This window comes from Emcibacter sp. SYSU 3D8 (assembly GCF_039655875.1).
GTDB lineage: Bacteria > Pseudomonadota > Alphaproteobacteria > SMXS01 > SMXS01 > RI-34.
The window spans coordinates 512,124-529,402 of record NZ_JBBYXK010000003.1 but is presented as its reverse complement, the minus strand read 5'-3'; the positions used below and the strand labels follow the sequence as shown (position 1 = coordinate 529,402).

Annotated in this window: 22 protein-coding genes; 12 read left to right on the top strand and 10 right to left on the bottom strand. The window is 66.4% G+C overall.

What is annotated here, in order from left to right:
• The first annotated feature begins 264 nt into the window (after positions 1-264).
• The 4 genes from WJU21_RS13445 (at position 265) to WJU21_RS13430 (ending at position 2,161) form a co-directional block, all read left to right on the top strand.
• Entirely contained in the window at positions 265-399 is a 135-nt protein-coding gene (locus tag WJU21_RS13445; RefSeq protein WP_346323957.1) for a hypothetical protein, read from the top strand.
• A gap of 174 nt (positions 400-573) precedes the next feature.
• Positions 574-1,590, top strand: coding sequence for an LLM class flavin-dependent oxidoreductase (locus WJU21_RS13440; RefSeq protein ID WP_346323956.1), 1,017 nt, complete (start codon positions 574-576; stop codon positions 1,588-1,590).
• Entirely contained in the window at positions 1,587-1,955 is a 369-nt protein-coding gene (locus WJU21_RS13435) for a DUF423 domain-containing protein (RefSeq protein WP_346323955.1), read from the top strand. The genes WJU21_RS13440 and WJU21_RS13435 overlap by 4 nt, the downstream gene beginning before the upstream one ends.
• Positions 1,955-2,161, top strand: a complete 207-nt coding sequence (locus WJU21_RS13430; protein ID WP_346323954.1) for a hypothetical protein — start codon at positions 1,955-1,957, stop codon at positions 2,159-2,161. The genes WJU21_RS13435 and WJU21_RS13430 overlap by 1 nt, the downstream gene beginning before the upstream one ends.
• A gap of 96 nt (positions 2,162-2,257) precedes the next feature.
• Here the strand turns inward: WJU21_RS13430 and WJU21_RS13425 are convergent, their stop codons facing one another.
• From WJU21_RS13425 to WJU21_RS13410, 4 genes are all read right to left on the bottom strand, one after another.
• Positions 2,258-2,731 (bottom strand): RT0821/Lpp0805 family surface protein, encoded by a 474-nt coding sequence (locus WJU21_RS13425; protein WP_346323953.1) that lies wholly within the window; start codon positions 2,729-2,731, stop codon positions 2,258-2,260.
• A gap of 111 nt (positions 2,732-2,842) precedes the next feature.
• A complete protein-coding gene (locus WJU21_RS13420; RefSeq protein ID WP_346323952.1) occupies positions 2,843-4,198 on the bottom strand; it encodes an ATP-binding protein in 1,356 nt (451 codons plus the stop codon).
• A complete protein-coding gene (locus WJU21_RS13415) occupies positions 4,185-4,856 on the bottom strand; it encodes a response regulator transcription factor (protein ID WP_346323951.1) in 672 nt (223 codons plus the stop codon). Before WJU21_RS13415 ends, WJU21_RS13420 begins: the two co-directional genes overlap by 14 nt.
• Positions 4,857-5,156: a PepSY domain-containing protein gene (locus tag WJU21_RS13410; protein WP_346323950.1), complete on the bottom strand. Its 300-nt coding sequence runs from the start codon at positions 5,154-5,156 to the stop codon at positions 4,857-4,859. It lies immediately after the preceding gene.
• 192 nt (positions 5,157-5,348) lie between these two features.
• Here WJU21_RS13410 and WJU21_RS13405 point away from each other — a divergent pair, with 192 nt between their 5' ends.
• From WJU21_RS13405 to WJU21_RS13390, 4 genes are read left to right on the top strand one after another with little or no spacing between them, the layout of a single operon-like run.
• On the top strand, positions 5,349-5,519 hold the full coding sequence (locus WJU21_RS13405) for a DUF1289 domain-containing protein (protein ID WP_346323949.1): 171 nt from the start codon (positions 5,349-5,351) through the stop codon (positions 5,517-5,519).
• A gap of 43 nt (positions 5,520-5,562) precedes the next feature.
• On the top strand, positions 5,563-5,823 hold the full coding sequence (locus WJU21_RS13400; RefSeq protein ID WP_346323948.1) for a hypothetical protein: 261 nt from the start codon (positions 5,563-5,565) through the stop codon (positions 5,821-5,823).
• A 32-nt stretch (positions 5,824-5,855) separates the two neighbouring features.
• Positions 5,856-6,605: a hypothetical protein gene (locus WJU21_RS13395; protein WP_346323947.1), complete on the top strand. Its 750-nt coding sequence runs from the start codon at positions 5,856-5,858 to the stop codon at positions 6,603-6,605.
• A 22-nt stretch (positions 6,606-6,627) separates the two neighbouring features.
• Positions 6,628-7,383 (top strand): hypothetical protein, encoded by a 756-nt coding sequence (locus WJU21_RS13390; protein ID WP_346323946.1) that lies wholly within the window; start codon positions 6,628-6,630, stop codon positions 7,381-7,383.
• On the opposite strand, the gene WJU21_RS13385 is transcribed toward WJU21_RS13390, so the two are convergent.
• The 3 genes from WJU21_RS13385 to bioB all read right to left on the bottom strand — a co-directional run bounded on the left by WJU21_RS13385 (position 7,373) and on the right by bioB (position 11,756).
• A complete protein-coding gene (locus WJU21_RS13385; protein WP_346323945.1) occupies positions 7,373-9,355 on the bottom strand; it encodes an aminopeptidase P family protein in 1,983 nt (660 codons plus the stop codon). The genes WJU21_RS13390 and WJU21_RS13385 overlap by 11 nt on opposite strands.
• Before the next feature lie 125 nt (positions 9,356-9,480).
• A complete protein-coding gene (locus WJU21_RS13380) occupies positions 9,481-10,773 on the bottom strand; it encodes an adenosylmethionine--8-amino-7-oxononanoate transaminase (protein ID WP_346323944.1) in 1,293 nt (430 codons plus the stop codon).
• On the bottom strand, positions 10,770-11,756 hold the full coding sequence (gene bioB / locus WJU21_RS13375) for a biotin synthase BioB (protein WP_346323943.1): 987 nt from the start codon (positions 11,754-11,756) through the stop codon (positions 10,770-10,772). The genes WJU21_RS13380 and bioB overlap by 4 nt, the downstream gene beginning before the upstream one ends.
• A gap of 83 nt (positions 11,757-11,839) precedes the next feature.
• On the opposite strand from bioB, the gene bioF reads away from it, so the two are divergent.
• Together bioF and bioD are read left to right on the top strand one after the other, a co-directional pair.
• Positions 11,840-12,994, top strand: coding sequence for an 8-amino-7-oxononanoate synthase (bioF, locus tag WJU21_RS13370; RefSeq protein ID WP_346323942.1), 1,155 nt, complete (start codon positions 11,840-11,842; stop codon positions 12,992-12,994).
• Positions 12,991-13,653: a dethiobiotin synthase gene (gene bioD / locus WJU21_RS13365; RefSeq protein ID WP_346323941.1), complete on the top strand. Its 663-nt coding sequence runs from the start codon at positions 12,991-12,993 to the stop codon at positions 13,651-13,653. The genes bioF and bioD overlap by 4 nt, the downstream gene beginning before the upstream one ends.
• Before the next feature lie 109 nt (positions 13,654-13,762).
• Here the strand turns inward: bioD and WJU21_RS13360 are convergent, their stop codons facing one another.
• Positions 13,763-14,329, bottom strand: coding sequence for a DUF2889 domain-containing protein (locus WJU21_RS13360; protein WP_346323940.1), 567 nt, complete (start codon positions 14,327-14,329; stop codon positions 13,763-13,765).
• 126 nt (positions 14,330-14,455) lie between these two features.
• On the opposite strand from WJU21_RS13360, the gene WJU21_RS13355 reads away from it, so the two are divergent.
• Together WJU21_RS13355 and WJU21_RS13350 are read left to right on the top strand one after the other, a co-directional pair.
• Positions 14,456-14,959, top strand: coding sequence for a flavin reductase family protein (locus WJU21_RS13355; protein ID WP_346323939.1), 504 nt, complete (start codon positions 14,456-14,458; stop codon positions 14,957-14,959).
• Positions 14,956-15,174, top strand: a complete 219-nt coding sequence (locus WJU21_RS13350; RefSeq protein ID WP_346323938.1) for a sulfurtransferase TusA family protein — start codon at positions 14,956-14,958, stop codon at positions 15,172-15,174. The genes WJU21_RS13355 and WJU21_RS13350 overlap by 4 nt, the downstream gene beginning before the upstream one ends.
• On the opposite strand, the gene WJU21_RS13345 is transcribed toward WJU21_RS13350, so the two are convergent.
• Both WJU21_RS13345 and WJU21_RS13340 read right to left on the bottom strand, forming a co-directional pair.
• Complete coding sequence (locus WJU21_RS13345) at positions 15,175-16,164, bottom strand: glycosyltransferase (protein ID WP_346323937.1); 990 nt, start codon at positions 16,162-16,164, stop codon at positions 15,175-15,177.
• Positions 16,161-17,123, bottom strand: coding sequence for a hypothetical protein (locus WJU21_RS13340; RefSeq protein WP_346323936.1), 963 nt, complete (start codon positions 17,121-17,123; stop codon positions 16,161-16,163). Before WJU21_RS13340 ends, WJU21_RS13345 begins: the two co-directional genes overlap by 4 nt.
• Between the last annotated feature and the right edge of the window lie 156 nt (positions 17,124-17,279).

Genomic DNA, 17,279 nt, shown 5'->3' with positions numbered 1-17,279 from the left:
GTCGCCACGGGTGCCCTGATCGCGCTGCTGACCTGCGCCGGCCTCTTCACCGCCTTCGTAGGCTGATGCGTTCCCTCCCCGGGGGCATCAGGAAAGGCCGCTCCGTCTGACGATGGCGCGGCCTTTCTCTTGTCTGGGGACCAGCCACCGCGGCATCGTGCGAATACGCACGTCTCGAGCGATATTTCCGATCATTTTATCACAACAGCTTTGGTGGTATTCTTGAGTTGTGAGGCCAACGCAACTCACCACTGGAGCAAGCAAATGCGTACCCTCAAGATTCACCGCCCCGATACCGATACGGTTGCCAATGCCGTGGAAGCGGTGACGATCATCGCAGCCGACGCGTTCATCGCGCTGGTATTCATCGGCGGAATGGTTCTCGGCCTGGCGATCTGAGCCAGTTCCGGTCCAGCCTTGCCGACTCGCGACAGAAGGCAAGTGTTCAGCGCTGACTGTCGCGGCGTGGCGTCTGGCCCCATCTTCCTCTCCCGCTGCCGGGACACCGGCAAGGCTTGTGTTCGACGCCGAAGCCACCTAGTGCTTAGGGCCCGCTTAACAGCCGATGCCGAGATGTCCGACCTCAAGCTCAGCGTTGTCGACCAGTCACCGATCCGCGAGAGCGGCACCGCGGCCGACGCCATCCATGAGACGATCGAACTGGCCAAGGCCGCCGAGCGCTGGGGCTATACCCGGTTCTGGCTGGCCGAGCACCACAGCACCAGCGGCTTCGCCGGCTCGTCTCCAGAAATCCTGATCACCCGCATCGCCGCCGAGACTTCGCATATGCGCGTCGGCTCGGGCGGCGTCATGCTCAGCCATTACAGCCCGCTGAAGGTGGCCGAGAACTTCCGGATCCTCGAGACCATGTCGCCGAACCGGATCGACCTGGGCATCGGACGCGCACCGGGCGCCGACCATCTCACTTCGGCGGCGCTGGCCTATGGCTCGCAGGTCGGCGTGGAATTCTTCGGCACCAGGGTGGCCGACACGCTGGCCTTCCTGACCGACACGCCGCCCGCGACCCAGGCGCTGGCCGATGTCCGCGCCACGCCGCGGCCCGGCACGGTACCGCAGGTATGGATGCTCGGATCGAGCGACCAGAGCGCGGCGCTGGCCGCCCAGTTCGGGCTGGCGTTCTCGTTCGCCCACTTCATCGCGCCGGACGGCGGCCGCGAGATTGTCGAACAGTACCGCCGCTACTTCCGGCCGTCGCGGTTCTATGGCGTGCCCAAGGTCAGCGTCGGCGTGTTCGTGCTGTGCGCCGACACCGAGGAGGAAGCGCTGCGCGCGGCCGCCAGCCGCGACCTGTGGCGGCTGCGGTTCGAGCAGGGCCGGCTTGGCCCCTATCCGTCGCCCGAGGAGTCACTGGCCTATCCCTATACGGACGAGGAACGGGCCATGATCAACCGCCGCAAGACCCACTCGATCATCGGCGCGCCGGAGCAGGTAAAGCAGCAGATGGCCGAGTTCGCCGACAACTACGACACCAACGAGCTTGTCGTGCTCACCATCTGCTACGATTTCAAGGCCAGGCTCCGGTCCTACGAATTGCTGTCGGAGCTGTTCAACCTGCCGAGGCGCCCATGAAACTCTGGACCCCGACCGGCGCCGTGCTGGCGTTTTCCGCCGTTGCCCTGGGCGCGGCAGGCAGCCACGCGGTGCCGATGGACGATCACGCCCGGTCGCTGTTCGAGACGGCCAGCCACTATCACTTCACCCACGCCCTCGCACTGGTCGCGGTGGGCCTGGCCATCGGTCACGCCCGCGCCGGCATCGCCCACGGCGCAGGCATGGCTTTCCTGTTCGGAACGGTATTGTTCTGCGGCTCGCTCTATCTGCGCGCCTTCGGGGCGATGACGCCCACATTCATGGCGCCGCTGGGCGGCACGGCGCTGATGCTGGGCTGGCTGCTGCTGGCGGTCTCGGTGTTCCTCGGCAGGAGGTCCGGCTGATGTCCCGCATGCGCGGCACCTTCGAATCCATCGTCAGCGCGTCGGACGCGCAAAGCGCCATCGACATCGCCGCCGAAGCGATCCCGAAGGGCGCCGACATGACCAGCAGCGAAGCCGAGGACGTGTCGGCTCAGTTCGGCAAGGACAGCTGGCAGGTGAGGATAAAGTTCAAGCGCCAGGCGCCGGAAGGCGACTTCGACGCCTGAAAAACGAGTGAGGCGCGGCTGGGGGGATATCAGCCGCGCCTCACATAATCCGCCGGAAATCAGTCTGACGAGGACACAAGTGTCCGGCGAATATTTCTATGAATTGTTCATGATCTTCCAGCTGCCGTCGGGCATGCGGCACGCCGTGCCGTAGCCTTCCTCGCGGCGGCCACCGATCCAGATTTCCTGCTGGAACTCGCGGCACTGCAAGCCACGGCGGTCGGTATACGAGCGCTGAGGGGTGACTGCGCCGCGCGCGCCGGAATCGGGGTCGTACCAGCCCGCAGTGTCGTAATCCCGGTTGTTGTTCATGGCGTGGTAATAGGCCTGCTGGTGCTTGATGCGGTCCGCCTCGTCGAGCCGGTTGCCGACGCGGTTGCCGATGGCGCCGCCGAGGATGCCGCCCATGACCATGGCCGCGCCGCCGTCGCCGTGCACCGTGGAGCCCAGCGCCATGCCGAGGCCGGCGCCGATGATGGTGCCGGCGACTTCGTTATTGTTGCCATAGCCATCGCTTTCACAAGCCGCGAGCAGACCCGCGCAGAGCATGACGGCAAGTACCTTCTTCACATTGAACCTCGCTTTGGGCCTGCGGAGAATCCCGCCGGCCACGTTGAAACAACAATGCAGCGCCATAGCTGAACAGTCCCTGAACGATGGAAGCGGCGGGATGTTCCGGGATCAGGCCGGACCGGAATCGGCGGCGGCCGGCAAGGTGAGGACGGCCTTGAGACCACCGAGCTCCGAACGATCGAGGGCGATGCCGCCGCCATAGAGGCCCGAAATGTCGCGGACGATGCTGAGTCCAAGCCCGCTGCCCGGTATCGCCTCGTCAAGTCGCTGGCCGCGGCTGAACACCGCCTCGCGCTGCTCGTCGCCGATACCCGGGCCATCGTCCTCGACCAGGAAGACCAACTGGCCGTCCTGCCGCTCGCAGGTGACGTGAACGACGGTTCTTGCCCATTTGCAGGCATTGTCCATCAGGTTGCCGAGCATTTCGTCGAAGTCCTGCCGCTCGCCCCGGAAACTGAGACGCTCGCCGCCATCGACCAGGATGGAAAGTTCGCGTCCGGCATAGATTTTCTCCAGCGTTGATTTCAGGCTGTGCATGGCGGGCGCGACCGGCGTCCTTGTGCCGATCACCTGCCCGGCCGCCGCCGTGCGGGCGCGCACCAGGTAGTGATCGACCAGGCGGCGCATTACCTCGAGCTGGCGCCGGATCGACACGCCAAGCGGGCTGGAATCGGCATCGCTTTCGTTGACCAGCACCGACAGGGGCGTCTTCAGCGCATGGGCCAGATTGCCCACATGGGTGCGGGCGCGCGCCAGCACCTCGGCATTATGGGCGATCAGCTGGTTGAGTTCGCCGACCACCGGCGAGATTTCAGCGGGATAGCGGCCCTCGAGCTGGTCGACGGTGCCCGAGCGCACGCGCTCGAGTTCGCGCCGCAGGCTGCGCAGCGGCCGCAGGCCGTAGCGGACCTGGATGATCACGGCGATGACGAGGCCCGCGCCCATCAGGCCCAGGGCGACGACGATCGCGCCGACGAAACGGGCGACCTGCTGCTTGTTCTCGGTGGTGACCGCCGCCACGGCGAAACGGACGCTGGCGTCCGCATCGGGGAAGATGATGTCGCGCTCGATGACGCGGATCTGCTGGTCGTCGGGGCCGATGGCATAATATTGCCGCGGCTGCGGCGCCGGGGTCGACAGGTCCTGCGCCAGTTCCCGGTCCCACAGCGAGCGCGAGATCATCACCGCTCCGCTGCGCGGCGTGATCTGCCAGTACCAGCCCGAATAGGGCTGCTCGAAGCGCGGATCCGGCAGCGGGCCGCTGAGATAGACGCCCTGCTTGCGATCGTATTCGGCGGATACGATCAGGCTTTCAAGCAGCACGTTGAGGCGCGCGTCGAAGCTGCGCTCCACCGTCTGGCGGAACAGGAACGACAGCACCACGCCGACGATGATCAGCGCGAAGAGGGTCCACAGACCGGCCCCGAGAATGAGACGAAGGGTTAGGGAGCTAGGACGCCTCACCGTCCGGCTCCATGCGGTAGCCCAGGCCCCGCACGGTCTTGATCACATCGACGCCCAGCTTCTTGCGCAGCCGGCCGACGAAGACCTCGATGGTGTTGGAATCACGGTCGAAGTCCTGATCGTAGATGTGTTCGGTCAGCTCGGTGCGGGACACGATCTTGTTCAAATGATGGATCATATAGGACAGCAGTTTGTATTCGTGTCCGGTCAGCTTGATGGATTCGCCGTTGACCGTCACCGTGGCGCTGTTGGTATCCACCTCGACAGGGCCGCAGCGCATGACCGGCGAGGCATGGCCGGCGGCGCGCCGGATCAGCGCCCGAATACGCGCCAGCAACTCTTCCATCTGGAACGGCTTTGTCAGGTAATCGTCGGCGCCCGCGTCGAAGCCGGCCACCTTCTCGCTCCACTGGCCGCGCGCCGTCAGGATCAGCACCGGCATGGCACGCCCCTTGGAGCGCCACGATTTCAACACCGATACGCCGTCCATGACGGGCAGGCCCAGGTCGAGCACCACCACGTCATAGGGCTCCACCTCGCCCAGATACATGGCTTCCTCACCGTCGGTCGCCTGATCGACGGCATAGCCTTCGGTGCGCAGGGTTTCCGAGAGCTGCCGGATAAGGTCGGGATCGTCCTCGACCACCAGGGCGCGCATCTAGCGCTGGCCCTTCACGCCGATGATCCTGGATGTCCGCGCATCCACATCGACGTTCACGATATTGCCGTTGGGCGACAGCACCCGGAACTTGTAGACGTAATCGGCATTGTCCGATTTGAGGCGGGTTCGGATGATCTGGCCATTGAAATCCCGCTGCACGTTGCGCCTGATATCTTCAAGCGACATGATCTCGCCACGCTGGAACGCGTCCCGTGCGTTTTCCTGATCGCTGGTGGCCCATGCCGGGGCAGAACCCGCCAGCAGCACAGCCCCCACTATGATTGTCGTCCATCGCATGCGGTGATTGTACCTACCCCCACCTAAACCACAAATGAACAATCCCGGCGATGATAAGTCAATTGTCGGAAAACCATGTGTTTTTCTGATTTTTAAACAGGGTGCCGCCGCGTTCGCCGCGCGTCGACTCGGTATCGGGCTTGCGTTGACGGGCGCCGGTGGGTAAGTGACGGTCAACGTGAGTGAGCAAGCATGACCATCGAATCCCCCTGTGTCGGCGTGTGCCGCCTTGGCGATCGCCATTGCCTCGGATGCTACCGCACCATCCGCGAGATCGGCGGCTGGTCGAGCTACAACGACGAGGAAAAGCTCGGCGTGCTCGCGCAGCTTCCCGGCCGCCGCGACGCCGCCAGGGAGTCCTGACGGCGCTGGCCTCGGGCGCCGGCGAGCGGCATACTCGCTGACCATGAAAACACTCATTGTCCTGTTCTATCTGCTGAACGGAAATCTGGTCAGCTACACGGTCAGCGAATATGGCGCGTTCCAGCGCGAGGCCCATATCGACGTCGCCGTCCCGTGCGAGGCCGCCATCGGCAACAAGGATTTCATCGATAGCGTCCGCAAGGGCCTCATGGCCGAGGAAAGCATGCAAGCCGCCTGCTACAAGAGCGACGACCTGATGAGGCTGGGCGAACCCTACAAATCGGTTACCATCTCCCGTCAGTGATGATGCCGCCCTTGGGGCTTCGGGGGGAACACATGCGGATCGCGGCAATGGCGTTGTGCCTGTGCCTGTTGGCGCCTGACGTGCAGGCGCGCGGCCTCCTCGGCCTGTTCGCCGAGGAACCGCCGGCGCCAGCGCCGGTCGCAGCCCCGGCGCCGCGCCCGGCCCAGCCTGCCGCGCAGGACCGCCCGGTTGCCTGGATCAGCGGCATGCGCGGCGCGTCCGGCCGGTCGGCCGTGCTTTACGGCTACGTCCATGCCGGCGACAGCATCGACCTTGGGACCGAGGGAGAGATCACCCTGACCTGGCTGTCGCCGTGCCGCGAGGAAAGCATCATCGGGGGGCTGGTGTCGGTGACGGCGACCGGCCCGCAGGTGATCGGAGCGCCCGCGTCCGAAAGCCGGGCGCTATCCTGCCAGCCGCTCGAGCTGCTGCTCCCCGATGGCCTTTCCGCGTCGCCCCAGGAGGCGCCGCAGGCGGCGGCCATCAACACTGCCGAGCCCGTCTTCGTGTGGCCGGCAGCCCGCGCGGCGTCAGGGCGGCTGATCCTGATGGACATGGCCGGCAACGAACCCTTCGAAATCTGGTCAGCCAGGGTCACGGGCGCCGCCGCACCCTATCCGCACGATGCCCCGCCGCTGCGCGAAGGCAGACTTTACCGGGTCAGCGCGGCGATCAAGGACGGCGTCGTCTATCGGGCCCTGTTCACCTACGACCCGAGCCTTCGCTATTCCAGTGCGCCGATCAACGCCCTGGTGGTGCTGCGCGAGGGAGCCGCCCCATGACCGGCAGGGCGGAGACGCCGTCATGACAGCACGGCGCGGCCTCAGCGGCCCGCAATTCACCGCGCATCTGCTGTTCGCGCCGCTGGTCCTGCTGGCCGCGTGGCACGCCTGGCGCGTTTCCACCCCGGACATCTGCGCACTGATGGGCGTTTACCTGGTCGCGGCCACGCTGCTCCACGAACTGCTCGCCCGCATGGGCCGCCGACGCGGCGCGCGGCTGTTCGCCGGGACGGGCAAGGCCTATGCCACGTTGGCCGGACTCCTCGCGGTCTATATCGCCTCGGACGCCCATGTGCTGGAACAGGCGTCGCGCGCCTATCCGGCCGGCGGCCGATGGTTCGGCCTGTTGCTGGGCAACATCGCGGTGCTCGGCGCCCTCCAGCTGGTGCACCGGTCCGGCCGCGCGACCAACGGCGCCGGGCCGGCGGCCAGGCATGGCTTTGCAAGCCTGGGCCTGGGGCTGTTCGTTGTACTGATCGTACTGCAGCTGCTCGCCATGACGGCGCTGCTGCCGTGGAGCCTGCTGGCGGTGCTTTACCGGGTGGTATTCTGCGTTGCCGCGGTGTGGGTTGCCCGGCTGGGGCTTGTCCAGCACAGCGGCGTCATTTTCGGCTGGGGCCTGGCGTTCCTGTGGCTCGGCCTGATGACCGCCTATCTGGATCTGCTGTGGCCGTGGCGAATGACACTGCCGTTCCTCGCGGGTGCGGCCGTGCTGGGCACGGCGCTGGCGCTGGCGATGGTCGTCCAGGGACGGAAGCTGGCGGCCGCTAGGCCGTGATCGGCGCGGTGGCCGCTTCCAGCCAGGCGCGGGTCGGGTCATCCAGCCGGGGACCGATTTCGTCGAACACCCGGCGGTGATAGGCATTGAGCCAGTCCAATTCGGGGCCTGTCATCATGGCCGGGTCGATCAGCGACCGGTCGATGGGCGCCAAAGTCAGTGTCTCGAATTCGTAAAACGGCGAATCGCCTTCGCCCGGTTCGGACGGCACCACGGCGACCAGGTTCTCCATCCGGATTCCGTACTCGCCTTCCTTGTAGTAGCCCGGCTCGTTCGACACGATCATGCCAGGCTCCAGCGCCACGCTCGACACCCGCGGCGAAATGCTGTGCGGCCCTTCATGCACGCCCAGATACGAGCCGACTCCATGACCGGTGCCGTGGTTGAAGTTGAGCCCACCCTGCCACAGCGGCATGCGCGCCAGCACGTCGAGCTGATGGCCCGTCGTGCCCTTCGGGAAGCGCGCCATGGCCAGCGCGATGTGGCCGCGCAGCACCCGGGTGAAGCGGTCCCGGTGCTCGGCCGTCGGCGTGCCGATGGCAATGGCGCGGGTCACGTCGGTCGTGCCGTCCAGATACTGGCCGCCGGAATCAACCAGGTAGAGCTCGCCCAGGCCAAGCGGACGATTGGTCTTCTCGCTGGCGCCGTAGTGAACGATGGCACCGTTCGGACCGGCGCCAGAAATGGTGTCGAAGCTGAGATCGCGGAACAGGTCGCCCTGTTGGCGGAACGCCTGAAGCCGGGCCACCGCCGAAAGTTCGTCCACCGTTCCCTGGGGTGCATGCTCATCCAGCCAGCAAAAGAACTTCGCCAGCGCCACGCCGTCGCGCCGGTGGGCGGCGCGGGTGCCGTTCAACTCGGCGGGATTCTTCAGCGCCTTGGCCTTCTGGACCGGATCGGTCTTGCGCACGACGGTGGCGCCGCCCGCTTCGAGCTGCTCGATGATCCAGGCCGGGGCGCTTGCCGGATCGACCATCACCTGCTTGCCGCTGAGCGCCGCCAGCGCGGCCGCCAGGCCGGCTTCGGGGGCGACCGTAACCTGGTTGCCCAGATGGGTGCGGAGGGCGGCATCCACCTTGCGTTCGTCGACAAACAGATCGAGCGAGGCGTCGTCATGCAGCAGGGCATAGCACAGCGCGAGCGGCGTGCGCGCCACGTCCGCACCGCGGATATTGAGCAGCCAGGCGATGGAATCCGTGGCCGACAGGGCCAGCGCGTTCGCGCCCGCGTTCTTTACCGCCTCGGCCATGCGGGCGCGCTTGTCGGTGGCCGGCTCGCCGGTATAGCGCAGGTCGTGCGGCACGATCCGCGCCAGCGGCCGCGGCGGCTGATTGGTCCAGATTGCATCGACCGGGTTGCCGTGGACCGCGACCAGTTCGGCGCCCGCGCCCTCACAGGCATCGTGCAGCGCCTTCACGCCGGTTTCGGTATGCAGCCACGGATCATAGCCCAGCTTCTGGCCGGCGCTCATGGTCTCGCCCAGCCATTTGGGAACGTCGAGATTGGACCGGGTTTCGTAGACCGCGAGATCGACCTGATCGCGCACCTGCAGGGTGTAGCGGCCATCGACGAAAACGGCGGCCCTGTCCGCCAGCACGATGATGGTGCCCGCCGAGCCGAGAAAGCCGCTGAGCCATGCGAGCCGCTGGGCGTGGCGCGGCACGAATTCGTTCTGGTATTCGTCGGCCATGGGCACGACGAAGCCGTCGAGGCCGCGGTGCGCCAGCTCGCCGCGTAGCGCGGCGACCCGCTCGGCGGCCTTCTCCATCCGGATCTGGCCGTCGAACCCGCTGGCGGCCCGCTCGACATAATCGGCCACGTTCGCGGCAGGAACCGGCGCGCCCTCGCCCGCGATCAGCGCCATGTCGACGCCGGTCACGAGGCTGACCGGCGCGGCGGCGACAGCCTTCGCACGCTCCAGCACATCGGCCGGCAGGTCTGTTTCAGGCTGCGTATCGACTCGAAGATCCATGGGGGCGCTTTCCAATCCTGCGCAATTTATATTGGTTCGAAGGTGCAACGGAAAAGAGGTTTCCGCCACATCGTCTTTCCCCGCGGCTTTCGGCGGCGCGGCAAGCCTCGCCTGAAAGCGCTTTTTCAGTCCCGCGCCGAAAGTACGCCGACCACCGCGTCCGTCAACCGCCGAAGGTCGTCCGCGCCGATTGTGAACGGCGGAGTCAGATAGACGATGTCGCCGAGCGGCCGCAGCCAGACGCCCTCGTCCATGAACCGGGCCTTCAGGGTTTCCTTGTCGCTCATGTCATCCAGCTGGACCGCTGCGACCGCGCCCATCACCCGGACGTCGACCACGCCGGGAAGCGCGCGGCAGGGCTCCAGTTCGCGCCGCATCTGCGCTTCAATGCGGGCGACATTGTCCTGCCAGGGTTCCTGCTCGAACAGATCGAGCGCCGCATTGGCCGCCGCGCAGGCCAGCGGATTGGCCATAAAGGTGGGCCCGTGCATCAGCGCCGCCCCGGGATCGTCGCCAAGAAACGCCTCGAACACGTGGTCGCGGGCGATGGCGGCCGACAGCGGCGTGGTGCCGCCGGTCAGCGCCTTGCCGATACACATGATGTCGGGCACGACGCCAGCGGTCTCGGCGGCGAACAGGGCGCCGGTGCGGCCGAAGCCGGTGAATATCTCGTCGAAGATCAGCAGCGCGCCGGTGCGGTCGCAGGCCTCGCGCAGGCAGCGCAGCACGGCTGCGTCATGGAACTTCATGCCGCCGGCGCCCTGCACCAGCGGCTCGACCATGATCGCGGCGATATGGTGGGCGTTCTCGTCCATGAACAGATCGAACGCCTCCCGCTGCGCCGGCGTGCGCGGCAGTTCGGCGATGTAGTTCTGCGGCATGGCATCCCTGAACAGGGCGTGCATGCCGTCCTCGGGGTCGCAGACAGACATGGCCGCGAAGGTGTCGCCATGGTAGCCGCCATTGAAGCTGACGAACTTGCTCCGCTCCGGCTGGTCCCGGTTGATGAAATATTGCAGCGCCATCTTCATGGCCACCTCGACCGCGACCGAGCCGCCTTCGGCGAAGAACACCCGGTTCAGGTCGCCCGGCGCCAAAGCCGCCAACCGCGAGGCCAGACGGAAGGCCGGTTCGTGCGCCAGACCGCCGAACATGACATGCGGCATCTCGGCGACCTGCTTTTGCATGGCGGCGACGATATGAGGATGGTTATAGCCGTGGCACGCAGTCCACCAGGACGCGGTGCCGTCGATCAGCTCGCGCCCGTCGGCGAGGGTGATGCGCACGCCATCGGTCCTGGTCACCGGGATGGGCGGCGGCGTGGTCTGCATCTGGGTATAGGGCATCCAGATGTGCTGGTAACCGTCACGCAGCCATTCGGGCGCCGTATTGGGCAGCAATGGCGTCGTTGGATTCATTCGGCCGCGTGGCGCGCCGCAAGGTCTTCCGCGCCCAGCGGCTGGATACCCAGCCGGTCGAACAGGCGGGCGTCGCGGTTGTTCTCGGGGTTCGGCGTGGTCAGCAGCTTCTCGCCGTAGAAGATCGAATTGGCGCCGGCCAGAAAACACAGCGCCTGCACCGCGTCGTCCATGGTTTCGCGGCCGGCCGAAAGCCGCACGAAGCTTTCCGGCATCATCAGCCGGGCGACGGCGATGGTGCGCACGAACTCGAAGTGATCGAGCGCCTCGGCGCCGAACAGCGGCGTGCCCTCGACCTGCACCAGCATGTTGATCGGCACGCTCTCGGGATGCTTCGGCAGGTTGGCCAGGGTCATCAGCATGCCGGCGCGGTCGTCGCGGGACTCGCCCATGCCGACGATACCGCCGCAGCAGACGCTGAGACCGGCGTCGCGCACATGCTCGAGCGTCTCCAGCCGATCCTCGTAGCAACGGGTGGTGATGATCTCGCCGTAGAACTCTTCCGAGGTGTCGATGTTGTGGTTGTAATAGTCGAGGCCCGCGTCCTTCAGCCGCCTCGCCTGTTCGGCCTTGAGCATGCCGAGGGTGACGCAGGTTTCGAGGCCCATGGCGCGCACGCCGCGCACCATGTCGATGACCTTGTCGAGATCCTTGTCCTTGGGCGAGCGCCATGCCGCGCCCATGCAATAGCGCGAGGCACCCGCGTCCCGCGCCTGGCGCGCATCGGCCAGCACCTCTTCCAGGGGCAGAAGCTTGCCGGCATCGACGCCGGTATCGAAGCGCGAGGCCTGCGGGCAATAGGCGCAATCCTCTGCACAGCCGCCGGTCTTGATCGACAGCAGCGTGCTGAGCTGGACCTTGTTGGGGTCGAAATGGCGCCGATGCACGCTCTGGGCCTGGAACAGCAGGTCGTTGAACGGCAGGTCGTACAGCGCCTTGATCTGGTCGATGGTCCAGTCGTGACGGATTGCGGTGTCGATCATCGGCATCCTCCGGAATTCGCGGCTACCCTTGCCGCGGTCGCTGCATCTGTCAAGCGTGCGGCGGCTATGATACATGACGCGCCATGACATCGCTTGACGACTTTGCCCGCGAAAAGCTGGATCGGCTCGAGGCCCAGGGCCTGCGCCGCCGCATGATCCCGACCGACCGGTTCAGCGCGACCGGCGCACGGCGCGGCGGACGCGACCTCATCTCGTTCTGCTGCAACGACTATCTCAGCCTGTCGCACCATCCCGAGGTGATCGAGGCGGCGCGCGAGGCCACCGCGCGCTATGGCGTGGGATCGGGCGGCTCGCGGCTGATCTCGGGCAATACGCCGCTCTACGATGCGCTGGAAGCAGGGCTGGCGCGCTGGAAGCGGACCGAAGACTGCCTGGTGTTCGGCAGCGGCTACCTGACCAATGTGGGCGTGATTCCCTGCCTTGTCGGCGGCGGCGACCTGATTCTGCAGGACGAACTCAACCATTCCTGCCTGTTCGCCGGCGGCCGCATGAGCGGCGCCACGGTGCAGACCTTCCGCCACAACGACCTGGACCATGTCCGATCGCTGCTGCGCGCGCACCGCGCCGCGCACGGCACCTGCCTGATCGCCGTCGACGGCGTGTTCAGCATGGACGGCGACATGGCGCCCATCGACGCCCTCGCCGCGCTTGCCCGCGAATACGATGCCTGGCTGTTGACCGACGATGCCCACGGCCTGGGCGTGGTCGGCGGCGGCCGCGGCAGCAGCTTCCTGGGCAAGGCCAAGTCCGACGTGCCGCTGCAGATGGGGACCTTGTCGAAGGCCATCGGCGCCTATGGCGGCTATCTGTGCACGAGCCAGCCGGTCGCCGACCTGATCCGTAACCGGGGCCGCAGTTTCGTCTATTCGACCGGCCTGCCGCCGGGAACGCTTGCCGCCGCCATCAAGGCGCTGGAGATCATCGAGCGCGACCCGGAAATGTGCGAGCGTCCGGTGAACAACGCCGCCCGGTTCTGCGCCGCGCTCGACCTGCCCGCGCCGGTCAGCCCCATCGTGCCCGTCATCCTGGGCGAGGCGCGGCGGGTGATGGAGGCATCGGCCGCGCTGCAGGAGCGCGGTTACCTGGTCACCGGCATCCGGCCGCCGACCGTGCCCGACGGCACGGCCCGCCTGCGCGTGACCTTCTCAGCCGCCCACACCGAGCAGGACATCGACGGCCTGGTCTCGGCCATGCGGGACCTGGGACTGGCGGGATGACCCGCACCTTCATCACGGCGACGGGCACCGCTATCGGCAAGACGCTGGTGACCAGCCTGTTGGCCCGTCAGCTGCGGGCGCAGGGCAGGACGGTGCGCGCCCTGAAACCGGTAATCAGCGGCTTCAGCGATGCAACGCTGGACCAGAGCGACACCGCCGAATTGTTGCGCGCCATGGACCTGCCGGTGACACCCCAGACCATCCAGGAAATCTCTCCCTGGCGCTTCGAGGCGCCGCTGTCGCCGGACATGGCCGCGCTGCGCGAGGGAAGGACAATCGATTTCCGGCAGCTGATCGATTTCTGCGAAGGGCCGGCAGATGCCGAGCACACCCTGATCGAGGGCGTCGGCGGCGCGTTCGTTCCCCTCGACGACGACCACACGGTGGCAGACTGGATCGCAGCGTTACGCGCGCCGGCCCTGCTGGTCTGCGGATCGTATCTGGGAACGCTCAGTCACACCATCGCGACGTTGGAAGCGTTGGCCCAACGGCGCGTGAGGGTGACCGGCATCATCCTCTCCGAATCCCCCGAAAGCCCGGTGCCGCTGGCGGAGACGCAGGCCACGCTGGAGCGGTTCGTCGGGCCGATTCCAGTTCTCGGCCTGCCACGCCTGACGCCGCGGACCGACACGCCGGACTTCACGGCGCTGGTCAGCTGACGGCGGGATGCATCGTGCAGAGGGTTGAGACAGACGCCAAGCAACAGGCCGTCGACCTGACCGCAAGCGCGCACCGGTCGCGCACGCTGGCATTACTCATCGTCGGTTTCTAATCCTCGCGGTACCAGTCCGGCGCCAGCTGCCTGGTGATCGGGCTGTCATAGGCCCAGGAGTGACAGCCGCCGATGGAGAACGGCTTGCGCTTGGGCGCGTTGGGATCCTTCGGCTTGTCGGCATCGCGGATGCGGGAATAGCTGGGGATCGACTGGAACGCCACCGTCGCCATGGGGCCGAACAGCTCCACCACATGCGTGCAGCCGTGCTTGCCGCCGACCCGTTCGCGCACATTCTTCATCCAGCCGGAACCGACCTTCAGACCGAGCAATTCCTGGAAGTTGGGCTCCACTTCATTGCAGATCGAGAACGGGAAGACATCCATCTTCACCTCGATGCCCTGGACCACGAAATGATCGTCCAGGGTCATGCGGATGAACATGTCGTGGACCCGGTCGCCGGCATCGACCTGGCCGCGCACATGGCTGTCATAGCCATAGTTCTTGACGTCGGTGACCCGACCCTCGATGTCCCACAGTCCGTCCTGGCGGTAGAAGGCGTCCATGACGATGGTACGGGTGTGCAGCGGCTTGCGCCCGGCCTGCGGCTCTGAAAGAGGCATATGGTTGCTCCTGCTCCTGCCCGGCAATATGCGCAGACCGAACCGGCGGCGCAACCGCTGCGAACCTTGCACTTGCCGCCGACTTCTGAAATCAATGGCAGCGAGTTGGATCACGGACGGAACACCATGGAAGACACCGACAGCATCGACCCGAGGACCCTGCGCCGCGCCTTCTCGTGCTTCGCGACCGGCGTCACCGTGGTCACCACGCGCAATCGCGCCGGCGGGCCGATCGGCCTGACCATGAATTCATTCACCTCGGTGTCGCTCGATCCGCCGCTGATTCTGTTCAGCCTGGGCAAGAAGTCCGAGCAATATGACGACTTCATGGCCGCCGACGAATTCGCCGTGAACGTGCTGTGCGAGGAGCAGGCCGAGCTGTCTGGGCGCTTTTCCACGCCAGGCGACAAGAGCTTCGGCGATGTTCCCTTCGAGCTCTGGAAAACCAGCGCGCCGATCATTCCCGGCGCGCTTGCCGCGTTCGATTGCCGGCTGGACCAGCGGGTCGACGCCGGCGACCATATCCTGTTCATCTGCCGGGTGCTGCACACCGCCGTGGTGTCGGAATCCGCCCCCCTGCTGTTCCACCGCAGTGCTTATGTCCGCCTGGAGCCGCCGGTAGACGCATGAAGGTGCTCGACGCCACCGGCCTGCTCTGCCCGCTGCCCGTGCTGCGGGCGCAGAAGGCGCTGCGCGACATGGCGGCGGGCGATGTGATCGACGTCCTCGCCACCGACAAGGCCTCGGTCGCCGAATTTCCGGCCTTCTGCCAACAGACCGGCAACGAATTGCTGGAATGGGAACAGACCGGCGGCCAATTCCGCTTCCGCCTGCGCAAAGCCTGATCAGCGCCGCAGCAGCGCACCCGCCAGTCTGAGCGCCCGCGCCGGCTGGCCGAATTTCACCAGCCGCGCCACCAGCCGCCAGGCCTGATCCACCGTGCCACCCTCGCGGATCTGGTCGAGCACCATGCCGAAGACATCGGGCGACAGGCCGACCGGCGTATAGATCAATTGCGGCAGCGCCATTTCGCGTACGGATGCAGCGGCGCCCGAACGGCCCAGCAACCCATCGAGGTCACCGACAGGCGGCAGACGATCCATCCCGTCGAACGGGTCGGCGCGGCCCGCCTGGCGCTCTTCATGCGCCAGCCAAGCCATCGCCGCGCCGATCGCCTGGGCGACGATATGGCGGTTGCTGACCTGCCCCGGCGAGCGCCGGTAATAGGTCAGCGCGTCGGACAGGCTGGCCAGCTTCGTTCGCTCGGACAGGCGCAGCCAAAGGTCGCGGTCCTCGCAATGGACAAACTGGCCCCTGTAGCCGCCAACGTCGAGCACCGCCGCGCGCCGCATCACCACGCTGGGATGGCACATCACGTTGCGGCTTGCCATGGCTGCCCGCAGCGCCGCGTCACTGGTGGGGAATTCCGGCGACGCCCATCGGTTGCCGGCATCGTCGAAAGAAATGGACTGGGTGCCGAGCGCACCGTGATCGGGATGATCGAGCATGAACCTGTATTGCCGCGCGAGCCGCTCCGGGTGGCAATCGTCGTCCCCGTCCATGCGTGCGATCAGTGGCGCCCGCGCCTCGTGGATCATTCGGTTCAGGCTGGCGACGAGGCCGCGATTTTCCTGATGGATCGGCCTGATCCGGCCGTCCTGCTCCGCAAACGCATCGATGATCGCGCCGGAATCATCGGTCGAGCCATCGTCAACGATCAGGAATTCGAAGTCGGTATGGGTTTGCGCCAGCATGGCGCTGATGGCCTGGGCCAGATGGGGCGCATTGTTATAGACGCTCATGGCGATGGTGATGGAGGGTGTGCCCGCGTTCATACCGCCTCGCCGCCATTGTCGGGCCACTGGCCGATCGCTACCGGATCCGATCCGTGCCTCGGGACAGGCCACAACGGGAAGCGCCGGTATGCCAGATAGGCGAGCGGATGGTGCCGGAACAGCGTGCGGGCCTCGCCGCCATGCCGGTCGACCCAGTTCAGGACCAGTTCGCGGGCGGTTTCCGGCAAGGCTTCGGGCTTGCGGCGGTCAACGGCCAGGTGCTGGCGAACGGCACGGTTTTCCAGCATGCCCTGCGCCTGCCGCAGCATCCGCCCGAACTGGCCTCGAGCGACCCCAAAGGGCGACCCAGCGGCCACCGCCACGGTCCATGTCGCCCCCGGATCGACGTGCATGCGGCGCTCGTTCCATTCATGGCGCGCCGGATCGAGCCTGAACTTGACGACACTGCCGACCGTGGAATCAGTCCGGTAAATGCCCACCGGCAGCCGGAATCCGGTGTCCCGGAAATGTGCCATAACCCAGCCTCGAAGGGCATACAGATTGCCGTGAATGCCGCCGCTCCGCAGCATCTGGTCGCGCAGCCGCAAAGCCGACCGGCTGTGGGTCGGGACACCCGTGCCTCCCAGGATATCGGGATCGTCGCCCAGGCTGCGCCTGATGGAGGCGAGCGCATCCGGCAGCACCCGCGCATAGCCGTCGATGAAGAAGGCGAGCGCCGATCCGGGCCAGAGCGAATGAACATATTCGTTCCACGCATGGGCCTTGTCGGCGACCGGAAGGTGGAAAATCCGCACCATCATGCCCGGCGGCAGCGCGCCGTCCTGCTCCAGCCTGTCTCGAAGCAGGTGGGCCGTGACGGCGGACGGGCCGTTGACGACAACGTCGCAACACGTGGCCATTCCCCGGCTCGCCTCGATCGCCGCGCGGACGGTCCCATGCAGGACCTCCGGCGTCTCACGGGCCGAGAGGACCGCAACGCTGATGTCGTATGATGCCATTCCGTCAGCCCATCTGCCGCCGGGCGAGCATGCGGGAGACGCCGCGGCACGACAAGGCCGCGCTGGCCGCCGGCGGCCATTGCAACCCTTTTGATATTGACGTTTACGTAAAGGTAACCTATGGTCTGACACAGGCTGAGCGACTCGAAACGGGAA

Excerpts from the sequence above, each read along its gene's own strand:
- WJU21_RS13405 (WP_346323949.1), top strand. The coding sequence starts at position 5,349 with ATGACCATCGAATCCCCCTGTGTCGGCGTGTGCCGCCTTGGCGATCGC.
- bioF (WP_346323942.1), top strand. The coding sequence starts at position 11,840 with ATGACATCGCTTGACGACTTTGCCCGCGAAAAGCTGGATCGGCTCGAG.
- WJU21_RS13385 (WP_346323945.1), bottom strand. The coding sequence starts at position 9,355 with ATGGATCTTCGAGTCGATACGCAGCCTGAAACAGACCTGCCGGCCGAT.
- WJU21_RS13440 (WP_346323956.1), top strand. The coding sequence starts at position 574 with ATGTCCGACCTCAAGCTCAGCGTTGTCGACCAGTCACCGATCCGCGAG.
- WJU21_RS13395 (WP_346323947.1), top strand. The coding sequence starts at position 5,856 with ATGCGGATCGCGGCAATGGCGTTGTGCCTGTGCCTGTTGGCGCCTGAC.
- WJU21_RS13445 (WP_346323957.1), top strand. The coding sequence starts at position 265 with ATGCGTACCCTCAAGATTCACCGCCCCGATACCGATACGGTTGCCAAT.
- WJU21_RS13410 (WP_346323950.1), bottom strand. The coding sequence starts at position 5,156 with ATGCGATGGACGACAATCATAGTGGGGGCTGTGCTGCTGGCGGGTTCT.
- bioD (WP_346323941.1), top strand. The coding sequence starts at position 12,991 with ATGACCCGCACCTTCATCACGGCGACGGGCACCGCTATCGGCAAGACG.
- WJU21_RS13345 (WP_346323937.1), bottom strand. The coding sequence starts at position 16,164 with ATGAACGCGGGCACACCCTCCATCACCATCGCCATGAGCGTCTATAAC.
- WJU21_RS13400 (WP_346323948.1), top strand. The coding sequence starts at position 5,563 with ATGAAAACACTCATTGTCCTGTTCTATCTGCTGAACGGAAATCTGGTC.
- bioB (WP_346323943.1), bottom strand. The coding sequence starts at position 11,756 with ATGATCGACACCGCAATCCGTCACGACTGGACCATCGACCAGATCAAG.
- WJU21_RS13380 (WP_346323944.1), bottom strand. The coding sequence starts at position 10,773 with ATGAATCCAACGACGCCATTGCTGCCCAATACGGCGCCCGAATGGCTG.
- WJU21_RS13350 (WP_346323938.1), top strand. The coding sequence starts at position 14,956 with ATGAAGGTGCTCGACGCCACCGGCCTGCTCTGCCCGCTGCCCGTGCTG.
- WJU21_RS13360 (WP_346323940.1), bottom strand. The coding sequence starts at position 14,329 with ATGCCTCTTTCAGAGCCGCAGGCCGGGCGCAAGCCGCTGCACACCCGT.
- WJU21_RS13435 (WP_346323955.1), top strand. The coding sequence starts at position 1,587 with ATGAAACTCTGGACCCCGACCGGCGCCGTGCTGGCGTTTTCCGCCGTT.
- WJU21_RS13340 (WP_346323936.1), bottom strand. The coding sequence starts at position 17,123 with ATGGCATCATACGACATCAGCGTTGCGGTCCTCTCGGCCCGTGAGACG.
- WJU21_RS13415 (WP_346323951.1), bottom strand. The coding sequence starts at position 4,856 with ATGCGCGCCCTGGTGGTCGAGGACGATCCCGACCTTATCCGGCAGCTC.
- WJU21_RS13390 (WP_346323946.1), top strand. The coding sequence starts at position 6,628 with ATGACAGCACGGCGCGGCCTCAGCGGCCCGCAATTCACCGCGCATCTG.
- WJU21_RS13355 (WP_346323939.1), top strand. The coding sequence starts at position 14,456 with ATGGAAGACACCGACAGCATCGACCCGAGGACCCTGCGCCGCGCCTTC.
- WJU21_RS13430 (WP_346323954.1), top strand. The coding sequence starts at position 1,955 with ATGTCCCGCATGCGCGGCACCTTCGAATCCATCGTCAGCGCGTCGGAC.